Source organism: Streptomyces vulcanius (assembly GCF_042653945.1).
Lineage (GTDB): Bacteria > Actinomycetota > Actinomycetes > Streptomycetales > Streptomycetaceae > Streptomyces > Streptomyces mangrovi.
Map to the genome: position 1 here is coordinate 1 of NZ_JBHSFK010000003.1, position 24,419 is coordinate 24,419.

Consider the following 24,419-nt stretch of genomic DNA (forward strand, 5'->3'; position numbering starts at 1 on the left):
CCCCGCTGCCCCGGGCTCGACCACCGGGCCTGTGCCGTACGCGTCGGCCGCCAACCCCGCTGCCCCGGGCTCGACCACCGGGCCTGTGCCGTACGCGTCGGCCGCCAACCCCGCTGCCCCGGGCTCGACCACCGGGCCTGTGCCGTACGCGTCGGCCGCCAACCCCGCTGCCCCGGGCTCGGGTGGGCAGGTTGCGCCGCATGCGGGCCCGGACCGCGGTGCCCCGGGCTCGGGTGCCGAGCCTCCGCCGTACGTCGGTATGTATCGCGCTGCCCCCCGCCTGGGTGCCCAGGCCGTTCCCGTCGCTCCAGCCGAGCCCGTCGGCCCGGGCGCACGGGCCCGGGGCGCTCAGGCGTCTCCCGGCTCGGCCTCGCCGTACTCCCACGACGGTGCCGGCCATCCCGCCTCCCAGTCGCCGCCACGCACCCCGGCCGCCCCGAACACTGCCCCCACCCTCGTCCCCAACTCCACCCAAATCCCCGGCAACCTGCGGGCCCGGCTCACCTCCTTCGTCGGGCGTAAGGCCGAGATCGACGTCATCGACCGGGATCTCGCGACCGCTCGGCTCGTGACGTTGCTCGGGCCCGGCGGGGCCGGGAAGACAAGGTTGTCGCAGGAGGCCGCCGAGGCCGTACGGGACCGGGCACCCGACGGGGTCTGGCTGGTGGAGCTCGCTCCCGTGGCCGACCCGGACGCCGTCCCGCAGGCCGTGCTGACCGCCCTGGGGGCGCGCGAGACCGTGCTGTACGGCGCCGGCGCGGAGGAGATGCGGGCGGTCGCCGACCGGTACGACGAGCCCGTGGAGCGGCTGGTGGAGCACTGCGCCCCGCGCCGCATGCTGATCGTCCTCGACAACTGCGAGCACGTCGTCGGCGTCGCCGCCCGGCTCGTCGGCGAACTCCTGGAGCGCTGCCCGGAGTTGACCGTGCTCGCCACCAGCCGTGAACCCCTCGGCGTGCCGGGCGAGTTGCTGCGGCAGGTGGAGCCGCTGCCGGATCCCTTCGCGTTGCGGCTGCTCGCCGACCGGGGCGCCGCCGCCCGGCCCGGCTTCCGTGTCGAGGACGACCCGGAAGCCTGCGCCGAGATCTGCCGACGGCTCGACGGCCTGCCGCTCGCGATCGAGCTGGCGGCCGCCCGACTAAGGATGTTGACGCCACGTCAGATAGCCGACCGGCTCGACGACCGTTTCCGGCTGCTGACTTCGGGGAGCCGTACCGTTCTGCCCCGCCAGCAGACCCTGCGCGCGGTGGTGGACTGGTCCTGGGACCTGCTCGACGAGGAGGAGCGCGAAGTCCTCCGCCGGCTCTCGGTGTTCGCGCGCGGCTGCGACCTCGCCGCGGTCGAGGCCGTCTGCACCGTCCCCACCACCCCCGCCGTCCCCGATCCGCTGGTTCCCCTCGCCTCTCTCGTCGACAAGTCCCTCGTCGTGGCCGCGCCGGCTGCCGACGGTGAGATGCGCTACCGGCTTCTGGAGACCGTCGCCGAGTACGCCGGGGAGCGGCTCGACGAGTCGGGCCGGCGTGCCGACGCCGAGCGCGCGCATCTGACGTATTACCGCGAACTCGCCCGCACCACCGAGCCGTTGCTTCGCGGAACGCGGCAACGCGACGCCATCGACCGCTTCCAGCTGGAGTACGAGAACCTGCGGATCGCCCTGCACCGCGCGGTCGCCGCACGCGACGAGCAGGAGGGGCTCAGCCTTGTCCTCTCCCTCGTCCCGTACTGGCTGATGCGCGATCTGCGTATCGAGGCCCGCACCTGGTGCAGCGCGGTCATGGAACTCGGTCCGGACCCCTTCGCCGACCCCGTCGTCCCCGCCGCGCCGGTGTGGGAGCGGGTCACCGACAGGCCGCCGCCACTGTCCGGGGAACTCCTCGCCGAGGCCCGGCGTGGCGTCCATCTGGCCCATCTCGCCTGTATGGAAACCGAGTTGGAGGCCTGGAAGACCCCGGAGGCACAGCGCAAGCTGCGCATCGTGAGCGAGACCTACGCCCCCGGCATGCCGCAGACCTGCCGCTCGCCCGGCCTGCTCTGGTTCTTCGCCGTGATACTCACCGGCGACATGGACCGGGTCCGCGCCATCATCGACGCCAACGTCGAGACCTGCCGCCGCACCCCCGGCTACGAGTGGGAGCTGGCGGGCAGCCTGCAACTGCGCGCCAACCTCCTCGCCAACCGCTCCGACTGGGCCGGCGCCGCGGGCGAAGACGCCGATGAGGCACTGACGATCTTCCGCCGGCTGGGCGACGCCTGGGGCACGACCGAGGCCTACTCCGCGCGCGCCGAGGCCAATGAACGGCTGGGCGCCTACCGAGAGGCCGCCGCCGACTACGAGAAGGCCATGGAATACGGCGAACAGCTGGGCGCCCGGCACCAGTTGGCGGTCCTGCGCGCCCGGCTGGGCAGCGTGCTCCTGGAGGCGGGCGAGGAGGAGCGCGGCGAACGCATGCTGCGAGAGGTCGCCGACAATCCCGAAAGCAGGTCGAACGAGGCGATGCCCGCCGCCCGTCTCTTCCTCGCCGCGCACCTCGCCCTCACCGGCCGCCTAGCCGAGGCCCGGGAACAACTCCGGCTGCTGCGGGCGACGTTCTCCCTCGCGCACTTCATCGTGTTCGACGCCTTCATCCTCGGCGCGGAGGCCTGGGTGGAAGCCGTCGACGGCAACCACGAGGACGCCCTGACCGCCATCCGCAAGGCCTTGGCGCACGCCGCGGAACAGCTGTCCATGAACATCGCCCCGCACATGCGCGCCTTCTACCTCACCATCGCCGCCTTCGCCCTGGCCGGCGCCGACGGCGGCCGCCGTGCCGCGGACGCCGCCCGCTGCCTCGGCACCTCCGCGGCCCTGCTGCACCCGAGCCATGTCGACGCACGCACCGAGCGCGAGACCCGCGCCCGGGCCACCGCCGCCGCCCGCGCCGTCCTCGGCGAGGAGGCGTTCGAGGCCGCGTACGCCGAGGGCGGCGCCCTCTCCTACGAGGAGGCCGCCGCCCTGGTGTGAGTGCCCGTGAACGTCAGTTCTTGGTACGGAACTTGTAGATCGCGACCGGTGCCATCACCGCTGTGAGACCCACCGTCCAGGCCAGCGTCACCCACAGCCCGTGGGCGACCGGACCGCCCACCATCAGTCCGCGCGCCGCGTCCGCGAGCGAGGACAGCGGGTTGTACTCGGTGAAGTTCTGCAGCCAGCCCGGCATCGAGCCGGTCGGCGCGAAGATCGACGAGCCGAACTGCAGCGGCATCAGCACCAGGAAGCCCATGGCCTGCACCGACTGCGCGCTCTTCATCGTCACACCGAGGGTGATGAACACCCACATCAGCGCCGAGCCGAACAGCGTGGCGAGCCCCACGGCGGCGAACAGCCCCGGCCAGTTGGTGATGTCGAAGCCCACCAGCACGGCCACGATCATGAGGATCACGCACGCGACGAGCATCCGCATCAGCTCGACCATGATCTTGGCGATCAGCACCGAGCCGCGCCCGATCGGCAGGGACCGGAAGCGGTCCATGACCCCGGAGTTGAAGTCCGTGTTGAACCCGGTGCCCACGCCCTGGGCCATGTTCATCCCCATCATGGCCAGCAGCCCGGGGATGACGTACTGCACGTACGCCTCCTGTCCGCCGCCCAGCGACTGGCCGATGGAGCCGCCGAAGACGTACACGAACAGCAGGGTGAAGATCACCGGGAACAGCACGGCGTCGAACATGGACTCCGGGTCCTGGCGGATCCACAGCAGATTGCGGCGGATCAGCGCGCCGGTGTGCCGGAGGTGGTTGCGCAGCGGGATACGGGCGTCCACGACGGGGGCGGTGACAGTGGCGGCGCTCATACGGCGACCTCCTCGAGGGTCTCGGCGGGCACGGTGTCCTGCGGGGCACTGGCGCGGTGGCCGGTGAGGGACAGGAACACCTCGTCCAGGCTGGGCAGTTCGGTGGTCAGGGAGGAGAGGGTGATACCGCGCGCGGTGACCGCGCCGATCACCGCGGTGAGCTGCTCGTCGCTCAGCACCGGCACCAGCACCGAGCCGCGCTCGGTGTCCACGACGGTGCTCGCGAGTCCGGTGATGCCGAGCTCGTCGAGCGCGCGGGCGAGGGGCCGCAGGTGCACCGGATCCGCCGGCCGCACCCGCAGCGTCCGCCCGCCGACCTTCGCCTTCAGCTCGTCGATACCGCCCTTGGCGATGACCTTGCCCCGGTCGACGACGGTCAGCTCGGAGGCGAGCTGCTCGGCCTCCTCCATGTACTGCGTGGTCAGCAGCACGGTCACACCGTCCCCGACCATCGCCTTCACCTCACCCCACACCTCGTTGCGGGTGTGCGGGTCGAGACCGGTGGTCGGCTCGTCGAGGAACAGCACGGCGGGCCGGCCGATCATCGACGCGGCGAGGTCGAGCCGCCGCCGCATACCGCCCGAGTACGTCCCCGCCGGCCGCTTCGCGGCGTCCGTCAGCGCGAAGCGCTCCAGCAGTTCGTCCGCCCGGGTCCGCGCGTCCTTGCGGGACAGATCGAGCAGCCGCCCGATCAGATAGAGGTTCTCCCAGCCCGGCAGCTTCTCGTCCACCGAGGCGTACTGTCCGGTCAGCCCGATCACCCGGCGCAACTGCCGGGGCTGCCGTACGACGTCGTAGCCGGCGACGGTCGCCTGCCCGGCGTCGGGTGCGAGCAGGGTGGACAGGATCCGCACAAGGGTGGTCTTCCCGGCGCCGTTCGGCCCGAGCACCCCCATCACGGTCCCTTCCCGCACATCCACATCGACCCCGTCCAGGGCCTTGGTCTCGCCGTAGTGCTTGACCAGTCCCCGGACGGTCACAGCGCTCCCCGCGCCCCCGTTGTCCTTCACGATTCGCGTCATGACAGGAACACTGCCAACCCCCACCGACAAACGACCGACATCCCGCCGACATCGCGACTACAAACACGACAGCCCGCCGTGGGGGAAGCCGGCGGGCTGTCGCGAGGTGCGGAGATGGCTCTGGTGGGACCAAGGACCTGTCCGGCCGGACAGGTCCTAGTGGACGGAGTGCTCGTCCAGAGGGAACGTTCCGCCGACGACGTCCTCCGCGAACGCCCTCGCCGCGCCGCCCATCACCTCGCGCAGGTTCGCGTACTGCTTCACGAACTTGGGGACGCGACCGCCGGTCAGCCCGAGCATGTCGGTCCACACCAGCACCTGCGCGTCGGTCTCGGCACCGGCGCCGATCCCGACCGTCGGAATGTGCAGCACGCGGGTCACCTCGGCCGCCAGTTCCGCCGGCACCAGCTCGAGGACCACCGCGAACGCGCCCGCGTCCTGCACGGCCTTCGCGTCCCGCAGCAGCTGCGCCGCCGCCTCCTCGCCGCGGCCCTGCACCCGGTAGCCCATCGCGTTCACGGACTGCGGGGTGAGCCCGATGTGGGCCATGACCGGAATCCCGGACTCGACGAGGAGCTCGATCTGGCGGTGCGAGCGCTCGCCGCCCTCCAGCTTCACCGCCCCGACCCCGGCCTCCTTCACCAGGCGGGTGGCCGAGCGCAGCGCCTGCACCGGACCCTCCTGGTAGGAGCCGAAGGGCAGGTCGCCGACGATCAGGGCGCGCCGGGTGCCCCGGACGACGGCCGCGGACAGCATGGTCATCTCGTCGAGGGTGACCGGCACGGTGGTCTCGTAGCCCAGGTGACAGTTGCCCGCCGAGTCGCCGACGAGCATCACGGGGATCCCGGACTCGTCGAACACAGACGCGGTCATCGCGTCGTACGCGGTGAGCATCGGCCACTTCTCGCCGCGCTCCTTGGCGAGCGCGATGTCGCGGACGGTGATGCGGCGTGTGCCCTTGCCCCCGTACAGCGCGTTGGTGCTGCCGTCGGTGTGCTGCTGCTTCTGCGATGCGGGCTGGGCAGCCGAAAGCTGCGTCATTGCAACGGCTCCTTCGTCATCTCGGGGCACCCTCACGGCGTCCCCGGACCGTCTCCATGGTGGCACCTCGCGCCGGGCGGGGCCAGACTGCCCCCTGTGGGTAAAACCTCAGTAAGGAGTTCAGATACGAGACGGTCTCGTATCGAAAGCGTCTGAAAAAGTCCTAGTCTCGACGCCATGACTACTCCTGCCGTCCCCGCCCCTTCCCGGGTGCCGGAAGCGGTCCACCGGCGCAGGTGGGCGATACTCGGCGTGCTGATGCTCAGCCTCCTGATCGTGGTGCTCGACAACTCGATCCTGAACGTCGCGATCAAGACCATCTCCACGCCCGCCCCGATCGGCCTCGGTGCCACGCAGAGCGAGCTGGAGTGGGCCATAAACGCCTACACGCTCGTCTTCGCCGGCCTGCTGTTCACCGCGGGCCTGCTCGGCGACCGTCTCGGCCGCAAGAAGGTGCTGCTGGGCGGCCTCGCCGTGTTCGGCATCGGATCCGCGCTGGCCGCCGAGTCCGGCTCGCCCGCGCAGCTCATCGTCTTCCGCGCGCTGATGGCCGTCGGCGCCGCGTTCGTGATGCCGGCCACCCTCGCCGTCCTGATGAACGTCTTCGAGCGCGACGAGCAGCCCAAGGCGATCGGCATCTGGGCCGGCGGCGTGGGCCTCGCCATCGCCATAGGCCCGATCACCGGCGGCCTCCTCCTCGACCACTTCTGGTGGGGCTCGGTCTTCCTGGTCAACGTGCCGATCGTGATCATCGCGTTCGCGCTGATGCTGTGGCTGGTGCCGGACTCCCGCGACCCCAACCCGGGCCGCATCGACGCCGTCGGCGTGGTCCTGTCCGTCGTCGGCCTCGTCCTGCTCGTCTACGGCATCATCAAGGGCGGCGAACTGGCCGACTTCACCGACCCGGCCGTGCTGTCGACGGTCGGCGCCGGTCTCGTCGTACTCGCCGCGTTCGTCGTGTACGAGGCGCGCAGCGACCACCCGTCGATAGACGTCACCTACTTCAAGAACAAGGTGTTCTCGGCCGCGATGGCCGTCATCACCCTCGTCTTCTTCGCGCTGATGGGTGTGACCTTCTTCTCCGTCTTCTACACCCAGAGCGTGCGGGGCTACTCGCCGCTGCAGTCCGGTCTGCTGCTGCTTCCGCTGGCTGCCGCGCAGCTGGTCTTCGCGCCGCGCGCCCGGCTGGTCGTGGACCGCTTCGGGGTGCGGGCCACCACCACCGGCGCGATGCTCGTGCTCACGGCGACCCTGGTCGCGTTCGCCACGCTCGACGCGGACACCCCGATCTGGCTCCTGGAGATCGTGTTCTTCTGCATGGGCACCGGTATGGCCCACGTCATGACCCCGACCAGCGTGGTCATCATGCAGGCCCTGCCCCGCGAGAAGGCCGGCTCCGCCTCCGCCCTCAGCAACACCTTCCGCCAACTGGGTGGCGCGCTCGGCATCGCCGTACTCGGCTCCGTGCTCTCCGCGTCGTACCGCAACGGCATCGAGGGCAGCCTCGGCGGGCTCCCGGCGGCACTGCGCGAGACGGCCGGCGAATCCATCGAGGCGACCCTCGGCGTCGCCGCGAAGCTCGGCTCCCGCGACCTGGTCGGGCCCGCCAACGACGCGTTCCTGCACGCCATGCACGTCACCGCGCTGTGCGGGGCCGGAGTGGCGCTGGCCGGGGCGGTCGTCGTCGGCCTGTTCCTGCCGGGGAAGCCGAAGGCGCCTCAGGAGGGCGCCCCGGAGGGGGAGTTGGTGGGGACCTCGGAGTCGTAGCCGCCCGTCCTGGGGGGAGAATCTCTCCGGTACGACGAAAGGACCGATGACCGTGAGTCTCGCCGGCCGGGGGATCACCCCGCAGCAGCCCGTCCGGGGCCGCCCCCGTAGTGAGGCCGTGGAACGGGCCATCATCGAGGGGACGATGAAGCTCCTGGAGGACGGCGTTCCGCTCGCGGAGATCTCCGTGGAGCGCATCGCCCGCACCGCCGGCGTCGGCAAGGCCACGATCTACCGGCGCTGGAGCGGCAAGGAGGAGCTGTTCGTCGACGTCCTGCGCTCCGCCGAGCCGGACGACGTCGAACTGCCCGGCACCTCCATGCGCGACGACCTGATCGCGCTGCTGGAGTCGCTGCGCCGCCGCGGCCTGGCCAACCGCTCCTCGGCGATCCTGCACAACGTCCACGCCCAGATGAAGAGCAGCCCCAAGATCTGGGCGGCGTACCACAACTCCGTCATAGCCCCCCGGCGCAGCCTGGGCCTGGAGGTTCTGCGCCGGGGCCAGGAGAACGGCGAACTCCGCGCCGACCTGGACCTGGAGCTGGTGAACGACATCGTCGTCGGCCCCATGCTGGTCCGCGCGGTGCTGCGCCCCGGCGGCGAACTCGGCGAGGGCCTCGCGGAACGGATAGTCGACACGCTGCTCGCCGGACTACGCCCTGTCAATTGAAGCTTGTACGGCTTGAATGTGCGCGTTTCGTTACAGCACGGGCATCACACGCCCCGTCCGGAACTGCGCCCGGCGCCTCGCTCGTCCTCGTCCGAGTACGGCCGTCGAGGGACGGCAGGATCGAAGCCGAACATCCCCTAGGGTCATACCCAAGGGGGAGACGGTGTGCACGGCGGGCAGTGAGGCGACGGTATGGCGCAGCAGGCGTACATGACGGAGACGGACGGCAACGGAGGCTCGGGACCCGAGCCTCGGGGAGACCGGCTCCGGCGCCTGATGGAACGACTGGCGGGCCGGCTGACGTCCGGCTGGCGCGGCGACCCGCGTATCTGGCGCCGCGGCCTGGTGCTGGCCGGGATCGCCCTCCTCCTCTCCCTGGTGATGCTGCTGCACTCGCGCATCCCCAATCGGTTCGGCAACCTCGGCAGTCTCATCGAGACGTTCCTGCCGTGGATCGGTGTGTTCATCCCGCTGCTGTTCCTGCTGGCCCTGGTCCGCAAGTCGGCGACCGCGCTGATCGCGGTGGTCCTGCCGGCCGTCGTCTGGACGAACCTCTTCGGCGGGCTGATCGGCGACAAGACCGGCAGCGGCGGTGACCTCACCGTCGCCACGCACAACGTCAACGCCGACAACCCCGACCCGACGGACACCGCGGAGGACGTGGCCGAGTCCGGTGCGGACATGGTCGCCCTGGAGGAGCTGACCACGTCGGCGGTCCCGGTCTACGAGAAGGTCCTCAAGACGACGTACAAGTACCACTCGGTGCAGGGCACGGTCGGTCTGTGGAGCAAGTACCCGCTGAGCGGCGTCAAGCCCGTCGACATCAAGCTGGGCTGGACGCGCGCGATGCGGGCGACGGCGGCGACGCCCGAGGGCGACGTCGCGGTGTACGTCGCCCACCTCCCGTCGGTCCGGGTCAAGCTCCAGGCCGGCTTCACGGCCCGCCAGCGCGACAAGAGCGCGGACGCGCTGGGCGAGGCCATCGCCGACGAGAAGCTGACCAGGGTGATCCTGCTCGGCGACCTCAACGGCACCATGAACGACCGCTCGCTCAACGCCGTGACCTCGCAGATGCGTTCCACGCAGGGCGCGGCGGGCAACGGCTTCGGCTTCAGCTGGCCGGCGTCGTTCCCGATGGCGCGGATCGACCAGATCATGGTGAAGGGCGTGGATCCGGTGACGTCCTGGACCCTCCCCCGGACGGGTAGCGACCACCTCCCGGTGGCGGCCCGCGTGAAGCTCACCGATTCCTGAAACCCTCCGGCAACCAGGGCTCAACCTTCCGGAATACCGGGCGGGGGAGAGTTTGTTCCGTACCTGAACATACGATGGAACAGACCCCACCCTCGCCTTGAAAGGTTGCGCTCTCCATGCCCCTGGCCCTGCTCGCCCTCGCCATAGGCGCCTTCGGCATAGGCACCACCGAGTTCGTGATGATGGGCCTGCTGCCCGAAGTCGCGGCGGACCTGCACATCTCCCTCCCCACGGCCGGACACCTGGTCTCCGCGTACGCCCTCGGCGTCGTGATCGGCGCCCCGCTGCTGGCCGCGGCGACGGCCCGGATGCCGCGCCGGGCCGTGCTGACGGGGCTGATGATCCTCTTCGTGGCGGGCAACGCCCTGTCCGCGCTCGCCCCGGACGCCGACTGGCTGCTGGCCGCCCGCTTCCTCAGCGGCCTGCCGCACGGCGCCTTCTTCGGCGTCGGCGCGGTCGTCGCCACCAGCGTGGTCGCCCCCGAGCGCAAGGCCCGCTCGGTCTCGCTCATGTTCCTCGGCCTGACCATCGCCAACATCGCGGGCGTCCCGGCGGCCACGCTGGTGGGCCAGCACCTGGGCTGGCGTGCGACGTTCGTGGGCGTGAGCGCGATCGGCGTCGTGTCGATCCTCGCCCTGCGCCTGCTCATCCCGCGCACGGCGGTCGGCGCACCGCAGGCGGGCCTGCGCGGCGAACTGACGGCCCTGAAGTCCCTCCCGGTCTGGCTGGCACTCGGTACGACGGTGGCGGGCTTCGGCGCCCTGTTCTCCGCGTACAGCTACATCACGCCGATGCTGACGGACGCCTCCGGCTACGCCGACTCCAGCGTCACGCTGCTCCTGGCCCTGTTCGGCGTCGGCGCGACGATCGGCAACCTGCTGGGCGGCCGGCTGTCCGACCACGCCCTGCGCCCGACCCTGTTCGGCGGCCTGACCTCCCTGGTGGCCGTCCTCGCCCTCTTCCCGGTGCTGATGCGCACGGAGTGGAGCGCGGCCCTGGCAGTGGTCCTGCTGGGCATCACGGCCTTCCTCACCGGCTCCCCGCTGATGCTGATGGTCATGGAGAAGGCCGCCTCCGGCCCCTCCCTCGCCTCCTCCGCCAACCAGGCGGCCTTCAACCTCGCCAACGCCGGCGGCGCCTGGATCGGCGGCCTGGCCCTGGCAGCAGGCTTCGGCGTCACGTCCCCGGCACTCGCGGGCGCGGGGCTGGGCGTGCTGGGGCTGGGGGTGGCGGGCATCGCCTACGCGGTGGATGTCCGGCGCGCTCCGAGCGCCGGCCGACAGCGTGTGGTCGCCGCGGGCACGCCTCGGCGGACGGAGGCGGAGTTGGAAGCCCGCCGCGGCTAGACCGGCAACCGCCAGGAGGGTCCCTCCGGATTCCCGGCCCAGACCCACTGGTCACCGTCGACACCCACGGACATCCCGAACTCGGACTGCGGGGGCGCCCCCGCGCCCTGCCAGGCCGCGAGGGCTTCCTCCACGGCATCCCACAGACGCAGCGGCCCGCGCTGGTGAACGCTCCAGCCGCTCCCGACGGGCTCCGTCCAGGCCTGCGAACCGGTGGCGACGTCCACGAGGATCACACCGTCGCCGGTCGTCATGAGTTCGGCGGAGGGGGCGGCGAGCTGGCCTGTCGTGCACTCGGCGGAGAGGGCGGGCGGGTCAGCCGCCGTCACGGGTGGATGTCCGGCTGGGGCAGTCTGGCGCCCCGGCTGTCGGCGGCGCGCAGTACATCGCCGAGGACCTGGGAGGTTGCCCGCAGGGCGCCTCGTAGCGCGTACTCGCCGGCCTTGTGATCGTCGAGGACGGCTTTCGCGCCCGCCAGGACATCGGCGGCGTCATGGAGTTGGGCCGCTTCGATCTCGTCCGCGAGCCGGGACAACCGGCCGGGGATGCCGTCCGTGGACAGAAAGCAAGTCTTACCGGTGTCGCTCTCCCAGGGCAGCAGCCGTAGACCTGGAGGAGGGACGGTGTCTCGGCCGTAGCTCACTCGCTCACCTCTGGCAGGTGCGCGGTCGCTCGGGTCGCGGGCATCATGGAGGCTCCCTTCCGAGGGGACCGGGACGGTGTGTCTGCTTGGCGGTAGGGCACCGTCCCGGCATGTGTCGGCCGACAGCGGTCGGCTACTGGCTCAAGCCAGTTTGGCGACGGGTGGCCGCCCGCGTCAAGCTACTGGCTTAAGCCAGTTGATATGCTGGGGGCATGGCAACGACCCCCGGCTCCTCCTCGAACCAGCCTCCGAGCAGACGTATCGCGGAAGAGTTGCGGGCTGCCATCGAGTCCGGGCGCTTCGCTGCCGGCGAGAAGCTGCCCTCCGAACGGGCTCTCGCGCAGCAGTACGGAGCAGCGCGTAACACGGCCCGTGAGGCGATCCGGATTCTTTCGGAAGAAGGGCTGGTGACGGCCCGTCACGGAAGCGGGGTCTTCGTACGGGAGCCGCAGCGGCTGTTCCGGTTCGGCAGCGACCGCTACTCGCGCAGCAACCGCGAGACCGGTCTGACTCCGTTCCGGCTCGAAGCCAGGCGTCAGGGTAAGGAAGCCCGCATCGACGTCGTCGGTATCACCCGTGAGCGCCCGCCCCGCGACATCGCCGAGCGCCTGGGCGTGTCGGCCGACGAGGAGAGCGTGCTGCACCGGGAGAACCACTACTTCGCCGACGACGAGCCCGTGCAGATCGTGTCGACCTACCTCAGGTGGGCCGAGGCCGAGGGTACGCCGCTGACCCAGCCCCGGACCGGCAAGGACGGGATCTACGGCCGGCTCGAAGAACTCGGCCACGTCATGACCCGGGTACGGGACGAGATCACGGCACGCATGCCGACACCGGCCGAGGCCGAGGTTCTCGGGCTGCTCTCCGGGGTTCCCGTCATCGAGGTCCTGCACACGAGCCTTGACCAGGAGAGCGAGCCGTTCGAAGTGTCCCGCTACGTGCACCGCGCCGACCTGACCGGCCTGCTCTACGAACTGTCTGTCGAGTGATCGCCGCATGTCCGAGGAGCCCAGCATGCTGAGCAGCACCGTCATCCGCCCGTTCGAGGACACGGATCTCCCCGGCGCCGCAGCGGCGCTGACCGACGTGCACGCCACTGACGGCTACCCGGTCGAGGGCGTGGCCCGCCCCGAGGAATGGCTGCGGTCCGAGGACGTACTGGCCTCCTGGGTCGCGGAGGTGGAGGGAAGGATCGTCGGCCATGTCGCGGTGATGCGGCCGCGTGGCGAGGGCGCCGTGTCGCTGTGGGCCGAACAGAGCGCGGACGACGAGCAGCACATCGGCGTACTGGCCCGGCTGTTCGTCGTCAGGGACGTACGTAACCGCGCGGTGGGTGCGCAGTTGGTTCGGACGGCCATGGGCTACGGGGTGAGTCATGGCCGCCGCCTGGTTCTGGATGTGATGGTCAAGGACCAGGCGGCCCTGCGCCTCTACGAACGCCTTGGCTGGCTCAGGACGGGCCGTACGACACACCACTTCGGCGCGGGGCAGAGCATCGAGGCCATCTGCTATGCCGCCCCCGGTGCTTGACCGATCCGCGCGTACGGGCTCGTCAGTCGCCGACGATCGTGATCAGTTCGGAGAGGCTGTCGATCCGCCAGTCCGCCGCGGCCACGACCTCCGGATCGTCTGCCCACAGGCACCCCCACGGCCCGCGTCGGAGGTGTGCCGTGCGCAGCCCTGCCGCCTTCGCCGGGAAGATGTCGTTGGCCGGGTGGTCGCCGACGTACAGGGTTCTGTCGGCCGGGGCCTGTGCGACCTCCAGTACCCGCTCGAAGAACGCCGGCTGAGGTTTGGCGACTCCCCAATCCTCCGACGTCACGATCAGGTCTGCCGGTAGGGCGAGGGCGCGCAGCAGTTCACCTGCACGTGTGGTCTGGTTGCCCGCGATGATGACTCGCACGCCGCGTTCACGCAGTGCGGACAGGGCATGGCGCACATCGTCGTAGAGGTCGCTCTCGTCGAGGTACTCGCCGTGTCCGGCCGCTTCGCGGGCGCGGTACTCGGCTCCCACATCGCAGCCGGGGCGTGCGAGCCGCAGAGCATCTGCGTTGTCCTGGCCCCTTGCGACGACCGCGCCGACGAGCGCGGAGAGCGTGTGACGGGTGACGTCCAGCCAGTCGGCCCAGGAGGCCCAGTAGCGGTCGTCGCGGGTGATCGTCTCGCCTACGTCCAGCACGATGGTCGCCATCACCCCGGGAGGGTAGTGGACGGGGCCTTGGGCCCGCCCGGGGTCTAGTGCCCTGACCGCACAGGTTCACCGGGCTGGATGATTTACAGGTTGTTCAAGTAGAAGTTGACGAGCCGGTTGACGGCGGCGTCGACGTACTCGGGCTCGTCGTACATCTCGTAGTGGCCGGCGCCGTCGATCACCATGAGGTCGACCGGGTTGGGTGCCAGCTTCCACAGCTGCGTGCCGGACTCGTAGGAGCCGGTGTTGCCGATGCGTCCGGCGAGGATGACCTGCAGCGGTTGGGTCATGAGCTGGTCGACGAGGTGATACGCGTCGTAGCCCAGCAGCAGCGAGTCGCCGCGCGAGAGGCGGCGGTTCGTGGAGTGTTCGTTCCTGCCCCGCTCGGTGCGGTAGTAGGTGACTGCCTGGGTCGTGTCGATATCGGTCAGCCCGAGTGCTGTGGCTTCTTCCAAGGTGTCGGGCAGCCAGTTCACGCGGGTCGGCTCGCCGGAGCGGGTCTCTTCGATGCGCGCGTCGGCCATGGTGTCGAGTGCGGCCGCCGCGCCATCCGGCTGGAAGTCGCGGAACGACGTGCCCATGTTGACTGGGACGACCGTGCCGACCGCCTTGATGCGATGGTCCGTGCGGGCGGTGTGCACTGCGTAGCCTCCGCCGGCGCAGACGCCGAGGACGCCGATGCGTTCCGGGGCGATGCCGGGGATCGTACTGAGCGCGTCGATCGCGTAGGAGATGTCCTCGCCGCGGCGGTAGGGGTCTTCGAGGTCGCGGGGCTCTCCGCCGCTCCGACCTTGATGGGCGGGGTCGAACACGAGCGCCGCGACGCCGCGGGCGGAGAGACGGGATGCGTAGTTCGCGCCGATCTGCTCCCTCACGCTGCTGCCGGGCGTGGAGAGCACCACGGCGCGCAGCGGCGCCGCATCGTCGATGCTGTCGGGCAGGTGGAGGTCGGCCGCGAGATCGATCGGTCCGCGCGGGATCGTGATGTGCTGAAGCATCTGATGGCGCCTTTCACGTATCACGTAGGTGTTTGTTCCGTAACTGTCCAGTACGAAACATCATCTGATACAGTTTGGAACTAATTCAGAACTGTACCACCTGGACGGATGGAGGGGCTTGCGTGGCGGTTGACGGGGCACAGCTGTGGACGCTGAACCATCGTCTGCTGAGCGTCGTAATGGATGCCTGCAGCGCTGAACTGGCCGGGCTCGGGCTGGAGACGAAGGAGTTCTTCGTGCTGGCCGAGGTGGCCGCGTCGCCGTACCCCGCCGAACTCGCGGCGGCGCTGATGATCCCCAAAGCGAGCGTGACGGTCTACGTCCGCAACCTCGTCGCCAAGGGGTTCATGCGGCGCGAGATCGACGACGAGGACCTGCGGCGGCATCGGCTCATCCTGACTGCCGAGGGCGAGGCGGCGCGGGACCATGCGCTCTCAGCGCTCGCGGCGGAGTTCGACCGCAGGCTGGCGAGGATCACCCCGCAGGACCGCACCGAGCTGCAACGCATCCTTCTGGAGATGCTCAAGCCGCCAGAATGAGGCCATGACGACGGGCGGCCGGCCGCGCTGAAGCACACGGACAGGCTCGGAGGTCACCCCACATCCAACCGCTGAGTCGCCGGAGGCAGCGTAGTCGGGTCGGCTGGTCAGTCGGCGAAACCGCCGTTGCTCTTCAGCAGCTGGCCGTTGATCCACTGGCCCTGCGGTGAGCACAGGAACTCCACCAGGTGAGCGGTGTCCTGCGGGCTGCTCAGACGTCCCAGCGGTGTCTGGCGCAGTACGTGATCGCGGATGTCGTCGGACATCCACCCGGTGTCGACCGGGCCCGGGTTGATCACGTTGGCGGTGATCCCGAGGTGGGCGAGTTCGTGGGCGGCGGCCAGGGTGATGCGGTCGAGTGCGCCCTTGCTCGCCCCGTAGGGCAGGTTGCCGACGGTGTGGTCGCTGGTGAGGCCGATCACGCGTCCGGTTCCCGGAGCCCCGTGGAAGCGACGGCCGAACTCACGGATCAGCAGCCAGGTGGCACGCGCATTGACCGCGAAGTGGCGGTCGAAGCTCTCCACGGTGGTGTCGAGCAGGCCGGAGTCCACCGACTCGCAGTGGCACATCACCAACGCGGTGATGCCACCGAGACGGCTCTGAGCCTGGTCGAAGACGCGCTCCGGGGCCTCGGGATCGGCGAGGTCCGCCTCGACCGCCGCAGTGTCGGCGCCCCGTTCCTCCAGGGCCTGGGCCATGGTGTCCGCGGCGTCAGCCTCGATGCCCCAGGCCATGCGCGCGTCGTACGGCGTCCAGTAGGTGAAGGCGACGTTCCAGCCCGCCTCGGCCAGTCGGCGAGCGATCCCCGCACCGATTCCGACGGACCGGCCGACGCCCGTCACCAACGCGACCGGCCTGGCGGCATCGAACAGCGGCATCTCATCGGCAGTCGTCACAAGGCGCAATCGTTCGGCCTGCTGCACGGGGACGGCAACCCGATTTTCCTGGTTCGTGTCGCCGCGCGAACCTGGCACGAGCGGCGTCGTGGGCGCTGCGCAGAAGCTGTACGACCGTGTCCGTCGTCCTCTCACCAGGATTGACGACGGAGATCCAGCCGAGTGCCCCGTATACCGGGTGCGGCATCACGCTGTCGGCGGCCGCGTAGTCGCGAGGCCGGGTGAGGCTGCGCGCTTCCTCGCCCGTGAGCTCCCGGAACGTCGCACGGTCGGCGTGGATGTTCACGCGCCAGCGGCCCGGAGGGTCAAGGTCGGAAGCGGCGTCGTCGGGGTAGTTCTTGATGACGATCGTTCCGTAGGGCTGGACGTTCTGCGGCATCTGGCCGTCGGGGGCGTAGTAGAAGAACGCGTCCCCCCACGCGAGCTCGGGGAAGTCGCCGCCCGGCTGCGGGACGACCACGAGCGCGCCGGCGAAGCCTCGCACGGTCGCGATGATCTGTTCCATACTCATGGTTCAAGCATCACCTTCAAGTGCTTATGTGGGGTTGGCCGATGGGCGAGCTGGTGAGCGGATCGCAACGGGTACCGCTCCGAACCACCGATGTCGCCATGCAGTCGGGGTACTCGGTGCAACAGGTTCGCGACCTGGAGAGGCTGGGAGTCATTCCACCGGCCGCTCGATCGAGCAACGGCTACCGTTCCTACACACCGCTGCACGTGCACGCCCTTCGCGCCTATCGGGGACTCGCAGGTGCTGTTGGGCCTGTCACAGCCCGGCAGATGCTCGCGGAGCTGCGAACGGAGACGATCGCGGAGGCGGCCTCAGCGATCAACACGGTCCATGTTCGGCTCGCGCGGGAACGGGAGGAGGCCCTGCGCGCTCAACAAGCGTTGCGGGCGATCCGGGCCGAAGCGAACACATCCGAGTTCGAGCAGGACAGTGACGCGATGACGATCACCGAGCTCGCCGGAGCGCTCAACGTACGCTCCTCCACCCTGCGGTTCTGGGAGCAGGAAGGGCTTGTCACCCCCGAGCGAGTGACGTCACTGCAAGCACGCCGCTACGGTCTTGCAGCCGCCGGAGCGGCCCGAATCGTCGCGGCCCTCCGCAGCGCCGGTTACGGCATTCCCGCGGTGCGCGAGATCATGGGCTCCCTGCACCGACTCGACGGCCCGGGAGAGACCCAGCGCATCCTGCAACAGCGTCTTGACCAGATCGCCACACGGACCGTGGCGCTACTCCGAGCGGGCGCAGACCTGGCGGCCGTCGTTGCAGCCGCTCAGGAACCGACGACCACCTAGGTGGGCGCACGGCGGTCTGCTGTGGAGTGGAACGCTCTGCTCAACGAGGCGGCAACTCAGCGGATGTCGTGCCGGGCGGCGAAACCCGTCCGCCAGGTCGGCCACTTCGGCTGCCAACCCCGGTTGCGCGCAAGCGTGTTGAGCGCGCCCTGCTCCCATCCTTGGCGGCCCGCAGTCCGCGCCGGGGCGGGGGCGCCGAGGGCGTGGGCCAGGGCCGGGAGCCACACGTGTGCCGGGGCGGGCTCGTCGTCCACGATGTTGACCGGGCCGGTCGGCCAGTCGAGCGCGGCCAGTGCCGCGGCCGCCGCGTCGGCGACGTGGACGAAGGAACTCACCGCGTCGTTCGCCACGGTGCTGCCCAGGAACACCGCCGAGCGGTCGCCGGCCAGGGCCGCCGCGAAGGCGCCGCCCGGCGCGTACCAGGTGCCGGGGCCGTACAGCAGGCCGTAGCGCAGGACGACCGCCGTCTCCAGCTCGGCCGCCGTCTCCTCCAGCTCGCGGACGGCGGCCACCATTCGGGTGCGGGGTTCGGTCGTCGTACCGTCGAGGGGGACCGCCTCGTCGGCGGGGCGGTCGCCGGGCTCGTACGCCCAGGAGATCGACTGGACGACGATCCGGCCGACGCCGGCCGCCTTCGCGGCGTCCACGAGATGGCGGGTGCCCTCGCGGCGGATCCGGCCGTTGGCGGCTCCGTCGGCGGCGGAGAGGTCGGTGAGCTGATGGATCACCGCGTCCGGCGCCGCCGCGCGGACCGCGTTCCGGAGCCGCTCGGCGTCGAGCGCGTCGACTCGGACACCCGTCGCACCGAGGCTGCGGATCCGCTCGACCCCTGCCGGGGTCCGGGAGGTTCCGGTGACCTCGTGCCCGGCCGCGACCAGCATCGGGACGAGCGGACGGCCGACGGCACCGGTGGCGCCGGCGACTAAGACCCGCATGAGTACTCCAGAGGTACGAACTCGACGGTTGCGACGGTTACACCGACTCGCGCCAGCTGCTCGTGATCGGCAGGCGGCGGTCCTTGCCGAAGCCCTTCGCCGAGATCTTCGTGCCCGGCGGGTACTGGCGGCGCTTGTACTCCGCGGTGTCCACCATGCGCAGGGTCTTCACGACCAGCTCACGGTCGTATCCCGCCGCGACGATCGCGTCCGCGCCCTGGTCCCGGTCGACGTACAGGTCGAGGATCGCGTCCAGGACGGGGTAGTCGGGGAGGGAGTCCGTGTCGACCTGGCCGGGGCGGAGTTCCGCGCTGGGGGGTTTCGTGATCGAGTTCTCGGGGATCGGCGGGGTTTCGCCGCGTTCCTCCGCCGCGCGGTTGCGCCATTCGGCCAGGCGGAAGATCGACGTCTTGTAGACGTCCTTGATGGGGCCGTACGCGCCGACCGAGTCGCCGTACAGCGTCGAGTAGCCGACCGCCAGCTCCGACTTGTTGCCGGGGGCGAGGACGATGTGGCCCTCCTGGTTGGAGATCGCCATCAGGAGGGTGCCGCGGAGGCGGGACTGGAGGTTCTCCTCCGCCAGGCCGGTCAGGTCGACGGAGCCCATGTACGCGTCGAACATGGGGGCGATCGACACCGTACGGAAGTTCAGACCGGTGCGGCGCGCCAGCTCCGCCGCGTCGCCCTTCGAGTGGTCGGAGGAGTACTTCGACGGCATGGACACGCCGTACACATTCGCCGGGCCCACCGCGTCGCACGCGATCGCCGCCACCAGCGCCGAGTCGATACCGCCGGACAGGCCGATGAGGACCGAGCGGAAGTTGTTCTTCACGACATAGGCGCGCAGGCCTACCACCAGGGCCGAGTAGACCTCCTCGTCGTCGTCCAGGCGATCCGCGTGGCCGCCGGTCATCGAGGGGTCGTACGGCGTGAGCGGGTCCTCGGACAGGACGACGCGTTCGATGCGCAGGCCGTCGTCCACCACGCCCGTCGGGGCCACCGCCGACGCCGCCGGGAGGTCCAGGTCCAGGACCACACAGCCCTCGGAGAACTGCGGAGCCCGCGCCACCACCTCGCCGTCCCGGTCGACGACGATCGAGTCGCCGTCGAAGACCAGTTCGTCCTGGCCGCCCATCATCGCGAGGTAGGCGATGGTGCAGCCCGCCTCCTGGGCCCGCTTGCGGACCAGCTCCAGACGGGTGTCGTCCTTGTCGCGCTCGTAGGGGGAGGCGTTGATGGAGAGCAGCAGACCGGCCTCGGCGGAGCGCGCCGCGGGCACCCGGCCGCCGTCCTGCCAGAGGTCCTCGCAGATCGCGAGGGCCACGTCCACGCCGTGCACCCGGATCACCGGCAGGGTGTCGCCGGGCACGAAGTAGCGGAACTCGTCGAAGACGCCGTAGTTGGGGAGGTGGTGCTTGGAGTAGGCCAGGGCCACCTCGCCGCCGTACAGGACCGCCGCCGCGTCGCGCGGGGAGCCGGCCGGGCGGCCGAACTTCGGCTGGTCGTTCTCCGACCGGTCGAGGTAGCCGACGACCACCGGCAGATCCCCGAAGCCCTCCTCGGCGAGGCGCACGGCGAGCGTGCGCAGGGCCGCGCGGGAGGCCTCGACGAAGGACGAGCGCAGGGCGAGGTCCTCGACGGGATAGCCGGTCAGCGCCATCTCCGGGAACGCCACGAGATGCGCTCCCTGCTCGGCGGAGTGCCGGGTCCAGCGGAGGATCGTTTCGGTGTTTCCGGCGATGTCGCCGACACGTGTGTCGATCTGGTTCAGGGCGAGACGAAGTTGAGGCACGCGTTCAGTGTAATCGTCAGAGCGACGCGATGGGGGTGCGTGAGGTGTCACACACCTCACGCACCCCCATCCCCATGAGCCTCTAGCGGCGCCGGTACGACTCGATGTAACCGCTCGTGGGCGTGCCCACGCCGGTGACGTCGTCGTAGCCCTTCACCGCGGACAGCGAGCTGTCCTTGCCGAGGCTGCGGACCGAGGTCAGCAGGCCGTCGGAGGCGTCGTAGCTGTTGGCGAAGTCGACGCGCGCGACCGCGAGCCCGGAGCCCGTCGGGTTGTCCGTGACGTCGTGGTAGACCCGCGAGCCGAACTTGGAGTAGATCGACGGGTTGGCGAAACCGATCGCCTTGCCGCCGCGCGCCTCCTGGGCGAGGGCCTGGACCGCCGCGATCACCGGAGCGGCCAGCGAGGTGCCGCCGATGCGGTACTCGCTGTACTGCTGCGACCCGTCCGGGAAGGTCTGGGTCTGGCCGACCTTGAAGCCGGTGTTCGGGTCGGCGATCGCCGAGATGTCCGGGACGACCCGGTTGCCGGCCGCGCTGTTGGCCTTGGCCAGCGCGTTCGGGACGACACCCTTCTGGTAGAAGGGCTCGGCGACCGTCTTGCTGGTGCCACCGCCCGCACCCGAGGTGAACGCGCCGGGGAAGCCGGTCCAGCTCTTGCCGTCGGCGGACAGCGAGGCCTTCTCGGTGCCCCAGCCGGTCTCCCACAGGTACTTGTCGCCCTTGCCGACCGCCAGCGAGGTGCCGCCGACCGCCGTCACCCACGCCGAGTTGGCCGGGGTGTCGACCTGCTTCGTACCGGTGTTGGCGACCTCGTCGCCGTTGTCGCCGGAGGAGAAGTAGAAACCGATCCCCTCGACCGCGCCGAACTGGAAGACCTGGTCGTAGGCGGCCGCGAGGTCCGGCGTCTGGTTGGCCTCGATGTCGCCCCAGGAGTTGGAGACGATGTCGGCCAGGTGGTTGTCGACGACCTTGCTGAGCGAGTCGAGCAGATCGTCGTCGTAGCAGGACGCGGCGCCCACGTACGTGACGTCCGCGGCCGGCGCGACCGCGTGCACGGCCTCGACGTCGAGGGTCTCCTCGCCGTACCAGCCGGCCGCCCCGCACTCCTCGGTCTTGGTGTAGTCCGAGGGCAGCACCTGGGTCAGCTGGCCCGTCTTCCAGAACTTGTCGCCGTGCGCCTTCGCGTAGGTGGCCGCGTCGAGGGCGATCGTCGGCGAGGCGTACGCGTCGGTGATGGCGACGCGCACATGCTTGCCGGTGTACCTCCCGGCACCGTAGGCGGCCCGCAGCTGCTTGCCGGTGTAGCCCTGGACGGCGTACGGGATCTTCTTGCCGTACGCCGACGGCAGGGTGCTCGCGGTGGTGGAGCCGTAGTACGAGGAGAACGGCCCGGCGTTCTTGAACACCGCGTCCGGCGGCGGGAGTTCGTCCTTGGAGCTGGCCCTGTGCGGCGCGTTGTCCAGGCCGGTGACGGTCAGGACGGCACCGTCCAGGCCCGCCGGCGCCGACGCGGTCTTCGACGGCGCGCGGTAGGTCTTCGAGCCCTTGGCGTAGTTGTGCAGCTGGGTGCCGAACGCCTTCTCGGCGGCGGCCACGTCACCGCTGACGGAGACGTAGTGCTGCGTGGTGCCGGTGACCTTCAGACCGGCTGCCGTCAGCCACGACCTGACCGCCGCCACCTGAGCCTTGGTGGCGCCGAAGCGGGCCTGCGCCTGCTTCGCTGAGAGGTACTTGCCGTAGGCGGCCGAGCGCGGGTCGGACACCGCCTTCGCGTACGCGGCGAGGCCGGTGGCATCCCGTCCCGCGAGGTAGACACGGGCGTGCACCTGGCTGCTGTCCGAGGTCGCGCCCTTGTCCGCCTTGGCCGTGGCCCACGCGGGCCTGGTCCCGGCCAGCGTGTCACGGGCCGGGCCGTCCGCGGCGTGCGCCGCGGGTATGCCGAGCGCGAGCGCGCCGGCGATCATGGGCAGTGTCGCTGCCATGCTCACCCCGGCGCGCAGCGCGGCGCGGTTGGATCTCATGGGACCCCCTGATATGTGGTTCGACGCGAGTGGATCACTCTGCGTGCTGGCCACTCTTGCGATGAACCGTTCATGCCAGGGGAATGCGAACACCAAGAAGAGGCCAAGTGACCGCTTGCTGGGCTGATTTGACGGATACGTCCGTGAAATCGAGGGAAAACCCTACGGATTGGTCCGGAGAGTCGGCTAAGGGGCCTTCTACGGCTTGGCTCCGCGCGCCTTCAGCATCCCCGCCATCAGGTCGATCTCCGACTGCTGCGCCTCCACCATGCCCTGCGCGAGCCGCTTCTCCACGCCCACCGTGCACTTGTCCGCACAGCCCTGGGCCATGTGGACACCGCCCTTGTGGTGCTTGGTCATCAGCTGCAGGAAGAGCACCTCGGCCGCCTTGCCGTTCAGCGTCCCGAGCTTCTTCAGCTCGGTGTTGGTGGCCATCCCGGGCATCAGCGCGCCGTCCTCGCCGTCGCTCATGCCGCCCATGCCCATCCAGCTCATGGGTTCCTTGGACGACACCTTCGGCAGCCCCCACAGATCGAGCCAGCCCAGCAGCATGCCGCGCTGGTTGGCCTGCGTCTGCGCGATGTCGTAGGCGAGCCGGCGGACCTCCTCGTCGTCCGTGCGGTCGCGCACGATGTACGACATCTCCACGGCCTGCTGGTGGTGCACGGCCATGTCCCGGGCGAACCCGGCGTCGGCCGAGTCCGCGGCCGGGGCCGCGGCGTCCGCCCCGCCGTCCTCGGCGACGGAGTACGTGATGGCCCCCGCCGCGACCAGCACCCCGGCCACGGCGACGGCCACGCCCGCGTACCTCACTTCGACAGACCGCCCGTGCACGCCGCGCCCGGCTCGGGCGTCTGCTCGCCCTGTACGTACTTCTCGAAGAACTTGGCCACGTTCGCGTCGTCGGCCCCGGTCACCGTGCGCTGGTGCCCCCACGCCGTCAGCATGATCGGGTCGGCCTGAGCGTCGTCCGGGCTCATCAGCGTGTACGGCGTCTTCTTCACCTTCGCCGCGAGCGCGTCGACGTCGGCCTTGCCGGCCTTGCTGTTGTACGTCACCCACACCGCGCCGTGCTCGAGCGAGTGCACGGCGTTCATGTTGTCCACAGCCTTGGTGTAGACGTCGCCGTTGCAGTTCATCCACACCTGGTTGTGGTTGCCGCCGACCGGGGGCTCGGTCGGGTACTTCACCGTCTTGGCGACGTGCGTCCGCCCCAGGGTGCCCTTCCAGGTCTTCACGCCGTCCGAGCCGGTGACGAAGCTCCCCGAGGTCTTGGAGTCGGCGGCGCTGGAGGAGTCGTCGTCCTTCTGCGCCTGGATGACGAACACACCGCCGGCCACGAGCGCGGCCACGGCGACGGCACTGCCGGTGATCGCGAAGATCCGGTTGCGCCGCTCACGTGCCTTCTCGGCACGCCGCATCTCCTCTATACGCGCCTTGCGCGCCGCGCTGCTGGTCTTGTTGGCGGAACCCATGGGCCTGTCCTTCTGGGGGAAAGGGGCGGGAGGCGTGGTGTTTCTGTCGTACAGGTCAACTGATCGTAATGGGGAGGCGTGGGAGATGTCGTGGGCAGGCCCCTGCGGCGTTGCCCTCCTTCCCCGGACAGTGCTGATCACGGGCGGTTTCCCGGGTGGCGTGGTGATGGGAAACAGGAAACCCGTCGACCTCTCGGGGCACGGCGGCCAGTCTGATGGCGACAGACCGAGCACGGCCTGCGACCAGGCAGGATGAACGCAAGGGGGAAACAATGCGCAAGGTGTTCAGCGGGGTTGCCGCACTCGTCACCGCCGCCGCCGCGACGATGGCGCTGACCGGTACGGCCGAGGCCAGGCCGGCCGACGACTGGGCCGGGTGTCCGAGCGGTTACGTCTGCATCTACCCGCAGGGCCAGGACCCCGCCCAGAGCCCGAGCAACAAGTACCTCACCTACGGGGCCCACAACCTGAGCAACCAGGTCGGCTGGCACTGGGTCCTCAACAACCAGACCGGTGGCGCCACGGCGGAACTGTGCCTGAACTACGGCGGCACGAACTGCAACTACACCATCCCGGCCCAGGGCGGCGTGTGGGCCGACCTGACGCCGGTCAACTCGATCAAGCTCAACCGGCCGTAGAAGCCTTTCCGCACGGGGGAACTTCCGGAACCGCCACCGCGGTTCCGGAAGTCCGTG

The 24,419-nt window shown here is 70.2% G+C and carries 24 protein-coding genes; 10 read left to right on the plus strand and 14 right to left on the minus strand.

All coding sequences use genetic code 11. From position 1 onward, the window contains the following. Positions 1 to 3,001, plus strand: a 3,001-nt coding sequence (locus tag ACFPIH_RS04755; protein ID WP_381179649.1) for an ATP-binding protein, incomplete at its 5' end; no start/stop codon positions are given. Between the two features lie 13 nt (positions 3,002 to 3,014). On the opposite strand, the gene ACFPIH_RS04760 is transcribed toward ACFPIH_RS04755, so the two are convergent. The 3 genes from ACFPIH_RS04760 to panB all read right to left on the minus strand — a co-directional run bounded on the left by ACFPIH_RS04760 (position 3,015) and on the right by panB (position 5,893). After that, positions 3,015 to 3,830 (minus strand): ABC transporter permease, encoded by an 816-nt coding sequence (locus ACFPIH_RS04760; protein WP_381179652.1) that lies wholly within the window; start codon positions 3,828 to 3,830, stop codon positions 3,015 to 3,017. Next, on the minus strand, positions 3,827 to 4,852 hold the full coding sequence (locus ACFPIH_RS04765; RefSeq protein WP_381179655.1) for an ATP-binding cassette domain-containing protein: 1,026 nt from the start codon (positions 4,850 to 4,852) through the stop codon (positions 3,827 to 3,829). The genes ACFPIH_RS04760 and ACFPIH_RS04765 overlap by 4 nt, the downstream gene beginning before the upstream one ends. Positions 4,853 to 5,008: 156 nt before the next feature. After that, positions 5,009 to 5,893 carry a 3-methyl-2-oxobutanoate hydroxymethyltransferase gene (gene panB, locus ACFPIH_RS04770; RefSeq protein WP_381179658.1) on the minus strand — a complete coding sequence of 295 codons (885 nt, stop codon included), beginning with the start codon at positions 5,891 to 5,893 and terminating at the stop codon, positions 5,009 to 5,011. Between the two features lie 177 nt (positions 5,894 to 6,070). Between panB and ACFPIH_RS04775 the strand changes: the two genes are divergently transcribed. From ACFPIH_RS04775 to ACFPIH_RS04790, 4 genes are all read left to right on the plus strand, one after another. Next, on the plus strand, positions 6,071 to 7,660 hold the full coding sequence (locus tag ACFPIH_RS04775) for an MFS transporter (RefSeq protein WP_381179661.1): 1,590 nt from the start codon (positions 6,071 to 6,073) through the stop codon (positions 7,658 to 7,660). A 46-nt stretch (positions 7,661 to 7,706) separates the two neighbouring features. Further along, complete coding sequence (locus ACFPIH_RS04780; protein ID WP_381179664.1) at positions 7,707 to 8,330, plus strand: TetR/AcrR family transcriptional regulator; 624 nt, start codon at positions 7,707 to 7,709, stop codon at positions 8,328 to 8,330. A gap of 276 nt (positions 8,331 to 8,606) precedes the next feature. Beyond that, positions 8,607 to 9,584 (plus strand): endonuclease/exonuclease/phosphatase family protein, encoded by a 978-nt coding sequence (locus ACFPIH_RS04785; protein WP_381179928.1) that lies wholly within the window; start codon positions 8,607 to 8,609, stop codon positions 9,582 to 9,584. Positions 9,585 to 9,700: 116 nt separating this feature from the next. Next, a complete protein-coding gene (locus ACFPIH_RS04790; protein WP_381179667.1) occupies positions 9,701 to 10,930 on the plus strand; it encodes an MFS transporter in 1,230 nt (409 codons plus the stop codon). On the opposite strand, the gene ACFPIH_RS04795 is transcribed toward ACFPIH_RS04790, so the two are convergent. Then, positions 10,927 to 11,259 carry a hypothetical protein gene (locus tag ACFPIH_RS04795; protein WP_381179670.1) on the minus strand — a complete coding sequence of 111 codons (333 nt, stop codon included), beginning with the start codon at positions 11,257 to 11,259 and terminating at the stop codon, positions 10,927 to 10,929. The genes ACFPIH_RS04790 and ACFPIH_RS04795 overlap by 4 nt on opposite strands. Then, entirely contained in the window at positions 11,256 to 11,573 is a 318-nt protein-coding gene (locus ACFPIH_RS04800; protein WP_381179673.1) for a hypothetical protein, read from the minus strand. The genes ACFPIH_RS04795 and ACFPIH_RS04800 overlap by 4 nt, the downstream gene beginning before the upstream one ends. A 212-nt stretch (positions 11,574 to 11,785) precedes the next feature. Here ACFPIH_RS04800 and ACFPIH_RS04805 point away from each other — a divergent pair, with 212 nt between their 5' ends. Both ACFPIH_RS04805 and ACFPIH_RS04810 read left to right on the plus strand, forming a co-directional pair. Further along, positions 11,786 to 12,562 (plus strand): GntR family transcriptional regulator, encoded by a 777-nt coding sequence (locus ACFPIH_RS04805; protein WP_381179675.1) that lies wholly within the window; start codon positions 11,786 to 11,788, stop codon positions 12,560 to 12,562. 25 nt (positions 12,563 to 12,587) lie between these two features. Beyond that, complete coding sequence (locus tag ACFPIH_RS04810; protein ID WP_381179678.1) at positions 12,588 to 13,103, plus strand: GNAT family N-acetyltransferase; 516 nt, start codon at positions 12,588 to 12,590, stop codon at positions 13,101 to 13,103. A 22-nt stretch (positions 13,104 to 13,125) separates the two neighbouring features. Here the strand turns inward: ACFPIH_RS04810 and ACFPIH_RS04815 are convergent, their stop codons facing one another. Both ACFPIH_RS04815 and ACFPIH_RS04820 read right to left on the minus strand, forming a co-directional pair. Continuing rightward, complete coding sequence (locus ACFPIH_RS04815; protein ID WP_381179681.1) at positions 13,126 to 13,764, minus strand: HAD family hydrolase; 639 nt, start codon at positions 13,762 to 13,764, stop codon at positions 13,126 to 13,128. Positions 13,765 to 13,847: 83 nt separating this feature from the next. Continuing rightward, positions 13,848 to 14,762: an alpha/beta hydrolase gene (locus ACFPIH_RS04820; RefSeq protein ID WP_381179684.1), complete on the minus strand. Its 915-nt coding sequence runs from the start codon at positions 14,760 to 14,762 to the stop codon at positions 13,848 to 13,850. A 122-nt stretch (positions 14,763 to 14,884) separates the two neighbouring features. Here ACFPIH_RS04820 and ACFPIH_RS04825 point away from each other — a divergent pair, with 122 nt between their 5' ends. Beyond that, the gene (locus tag ACFPIH_RS04825; protein ID WP_381179687.1) at positions 14,885 to 15,301 is read left to right on the plus strand and encodes a MarR family winged helix-turn-helix transcriptional regulator; all 417 of its coding nucleotides are present in this window, start codon (positions 14,885 to 14,887) and stop codon (positions 15,299 to 15,301) included. Between the two features lie 107 nt (positions 15,302 to 15,408). On the opposite strand, the gene ACFPIH_RS04830 is transcribed toward ACFPIH_RS04825, so the two are convergent. After that, the gene (locus tag ACFPIH_RS04830; RefSeq protein WP_381179931.1) at positions 15,409 to 16,179 is read right to left on the minus strand and encodes an SDR family oxidoreductase; all 771 of its coding nucleotides are present in this window, start codon (positions 16,177 to 16,179) and stop codon (positions 15,409 to 15,411) included. A gap of 1 nt (position 16,180) precedes the next feature. Next, positions 16,181 to 16,702: a DUF6194 family protein gene (locus tag ACFPIH_RS04835; protein WP_381179934.1), complete on the minus strand. Its 522-nt coding sequence runs from the start codon at positions 16,700 to 16,702 to the stop codon at positions 16,181 to 16,183. A 47-nt stretch (positions 16,703 to 16,749) separates the two neighbouring features. Between ACFPIH_RS04835 and ACFPIH_RS04840 the strand changes: the two genes are divergently transcribed. Then, positions 16,750 to 17,499 (plus strand): MerR family transcriptional regulator, encoded by a 750-nt coding sequence (locus ACFPIH_RS04840; protein WP_381179690.1) that lies wholly within the window; start codon positions 16,750 to 16,752, stop codon positions 17,497 to 17,499. A 56-nt stretch (positions 17,500 to 17,555) separates the two neighbouring features. Here ACFPIH_RS04840 and ACFPIH_RS04845 read toward each other — a convergent pair whose 3' ends face one another. The 5 genes from ACFPIH_RS04845 to ACFPIH_RS04865 form a co-directional block, all read right to left on the minus strand. Continuing rightward, entirely contained in the window at positions 17,556 to 18,434 is an 879-nt protein-coding gene (locus tag ACFPIH_RS04845) for an NAD-dependent epimerase/dehydratase family protein (protein WP_381179693.1), read from the minus strand. 37 nt (positions 18,435 to 18,471) lie between these two features. Then, positions 18,472 to 20,226: an NAD+ synthase gene (locus ACFPIH_RS04850; RefSeq protein ID WP_381179696.1), complete on the minus strand. Its 1,755-nt coding sequence runs from the start codon at positions 20,224 to 20,226 to the stop codon at positions 18,472 to 18,474. An 82-nt stretch (positions 20,227 to 20,308) separates the two neighbouring features. Beyond that, positions 20,309 to 22,249: a S53 family peptidase gene (locus tag ACFPIH_RS04855; RefSeq protein ID WP_381179699.1), complete on the minus strand. Its 1,941-nt coding sequence runs from the start codon at positions 22,247 to 22,249 to the stop codon at positions 20,309 to 20,311. A 198-nt stretch (positions 22,250 to 22,447) separates the two neighbouring features. Further along, positions 22,448 to 23,047, minus strand: a complete 600-nt coding sequence (locus tag ACFPIH_RS04860; protein WP_381179702.1) for a DUF305 domain-containing protein — start codon at positions 23,045 to 23,047, stop codon at positions 22,448 to 22,450. An 11-nt stretch (positions 23,048 to 23,058) separates the two neighbouring features. Next, a complete protein-coding gene (locus tag ACFPIH_RS04865; RefSeq protein ID WP_381179705.1) occupies positions 23,059 to 23,724 on the minus strand; it encodes a DUF3105 domain-containing protein in 666 nt (221 codons plus the stop codon). A 272-nt stretch (positions 23,725 to 23,996) separates the two neighbouring features. Between ACFPIH_RS04865 and ACFPIH_RS04870 the strand changes: the two genes are divergently transcribed. Beyond that, positions 23,997 to 24,362, plus strand: a complete 366-nt coding sequence (locus ACFPIH_RS04870; protein ID WP_381179708.1) for a hypothetical protein — start codon at positions 23,997 to 23,999, stop codon at positions 24,360 to 24,362. Positions 24,363 to 24,419: the final 57 nt, after the last annotated feature.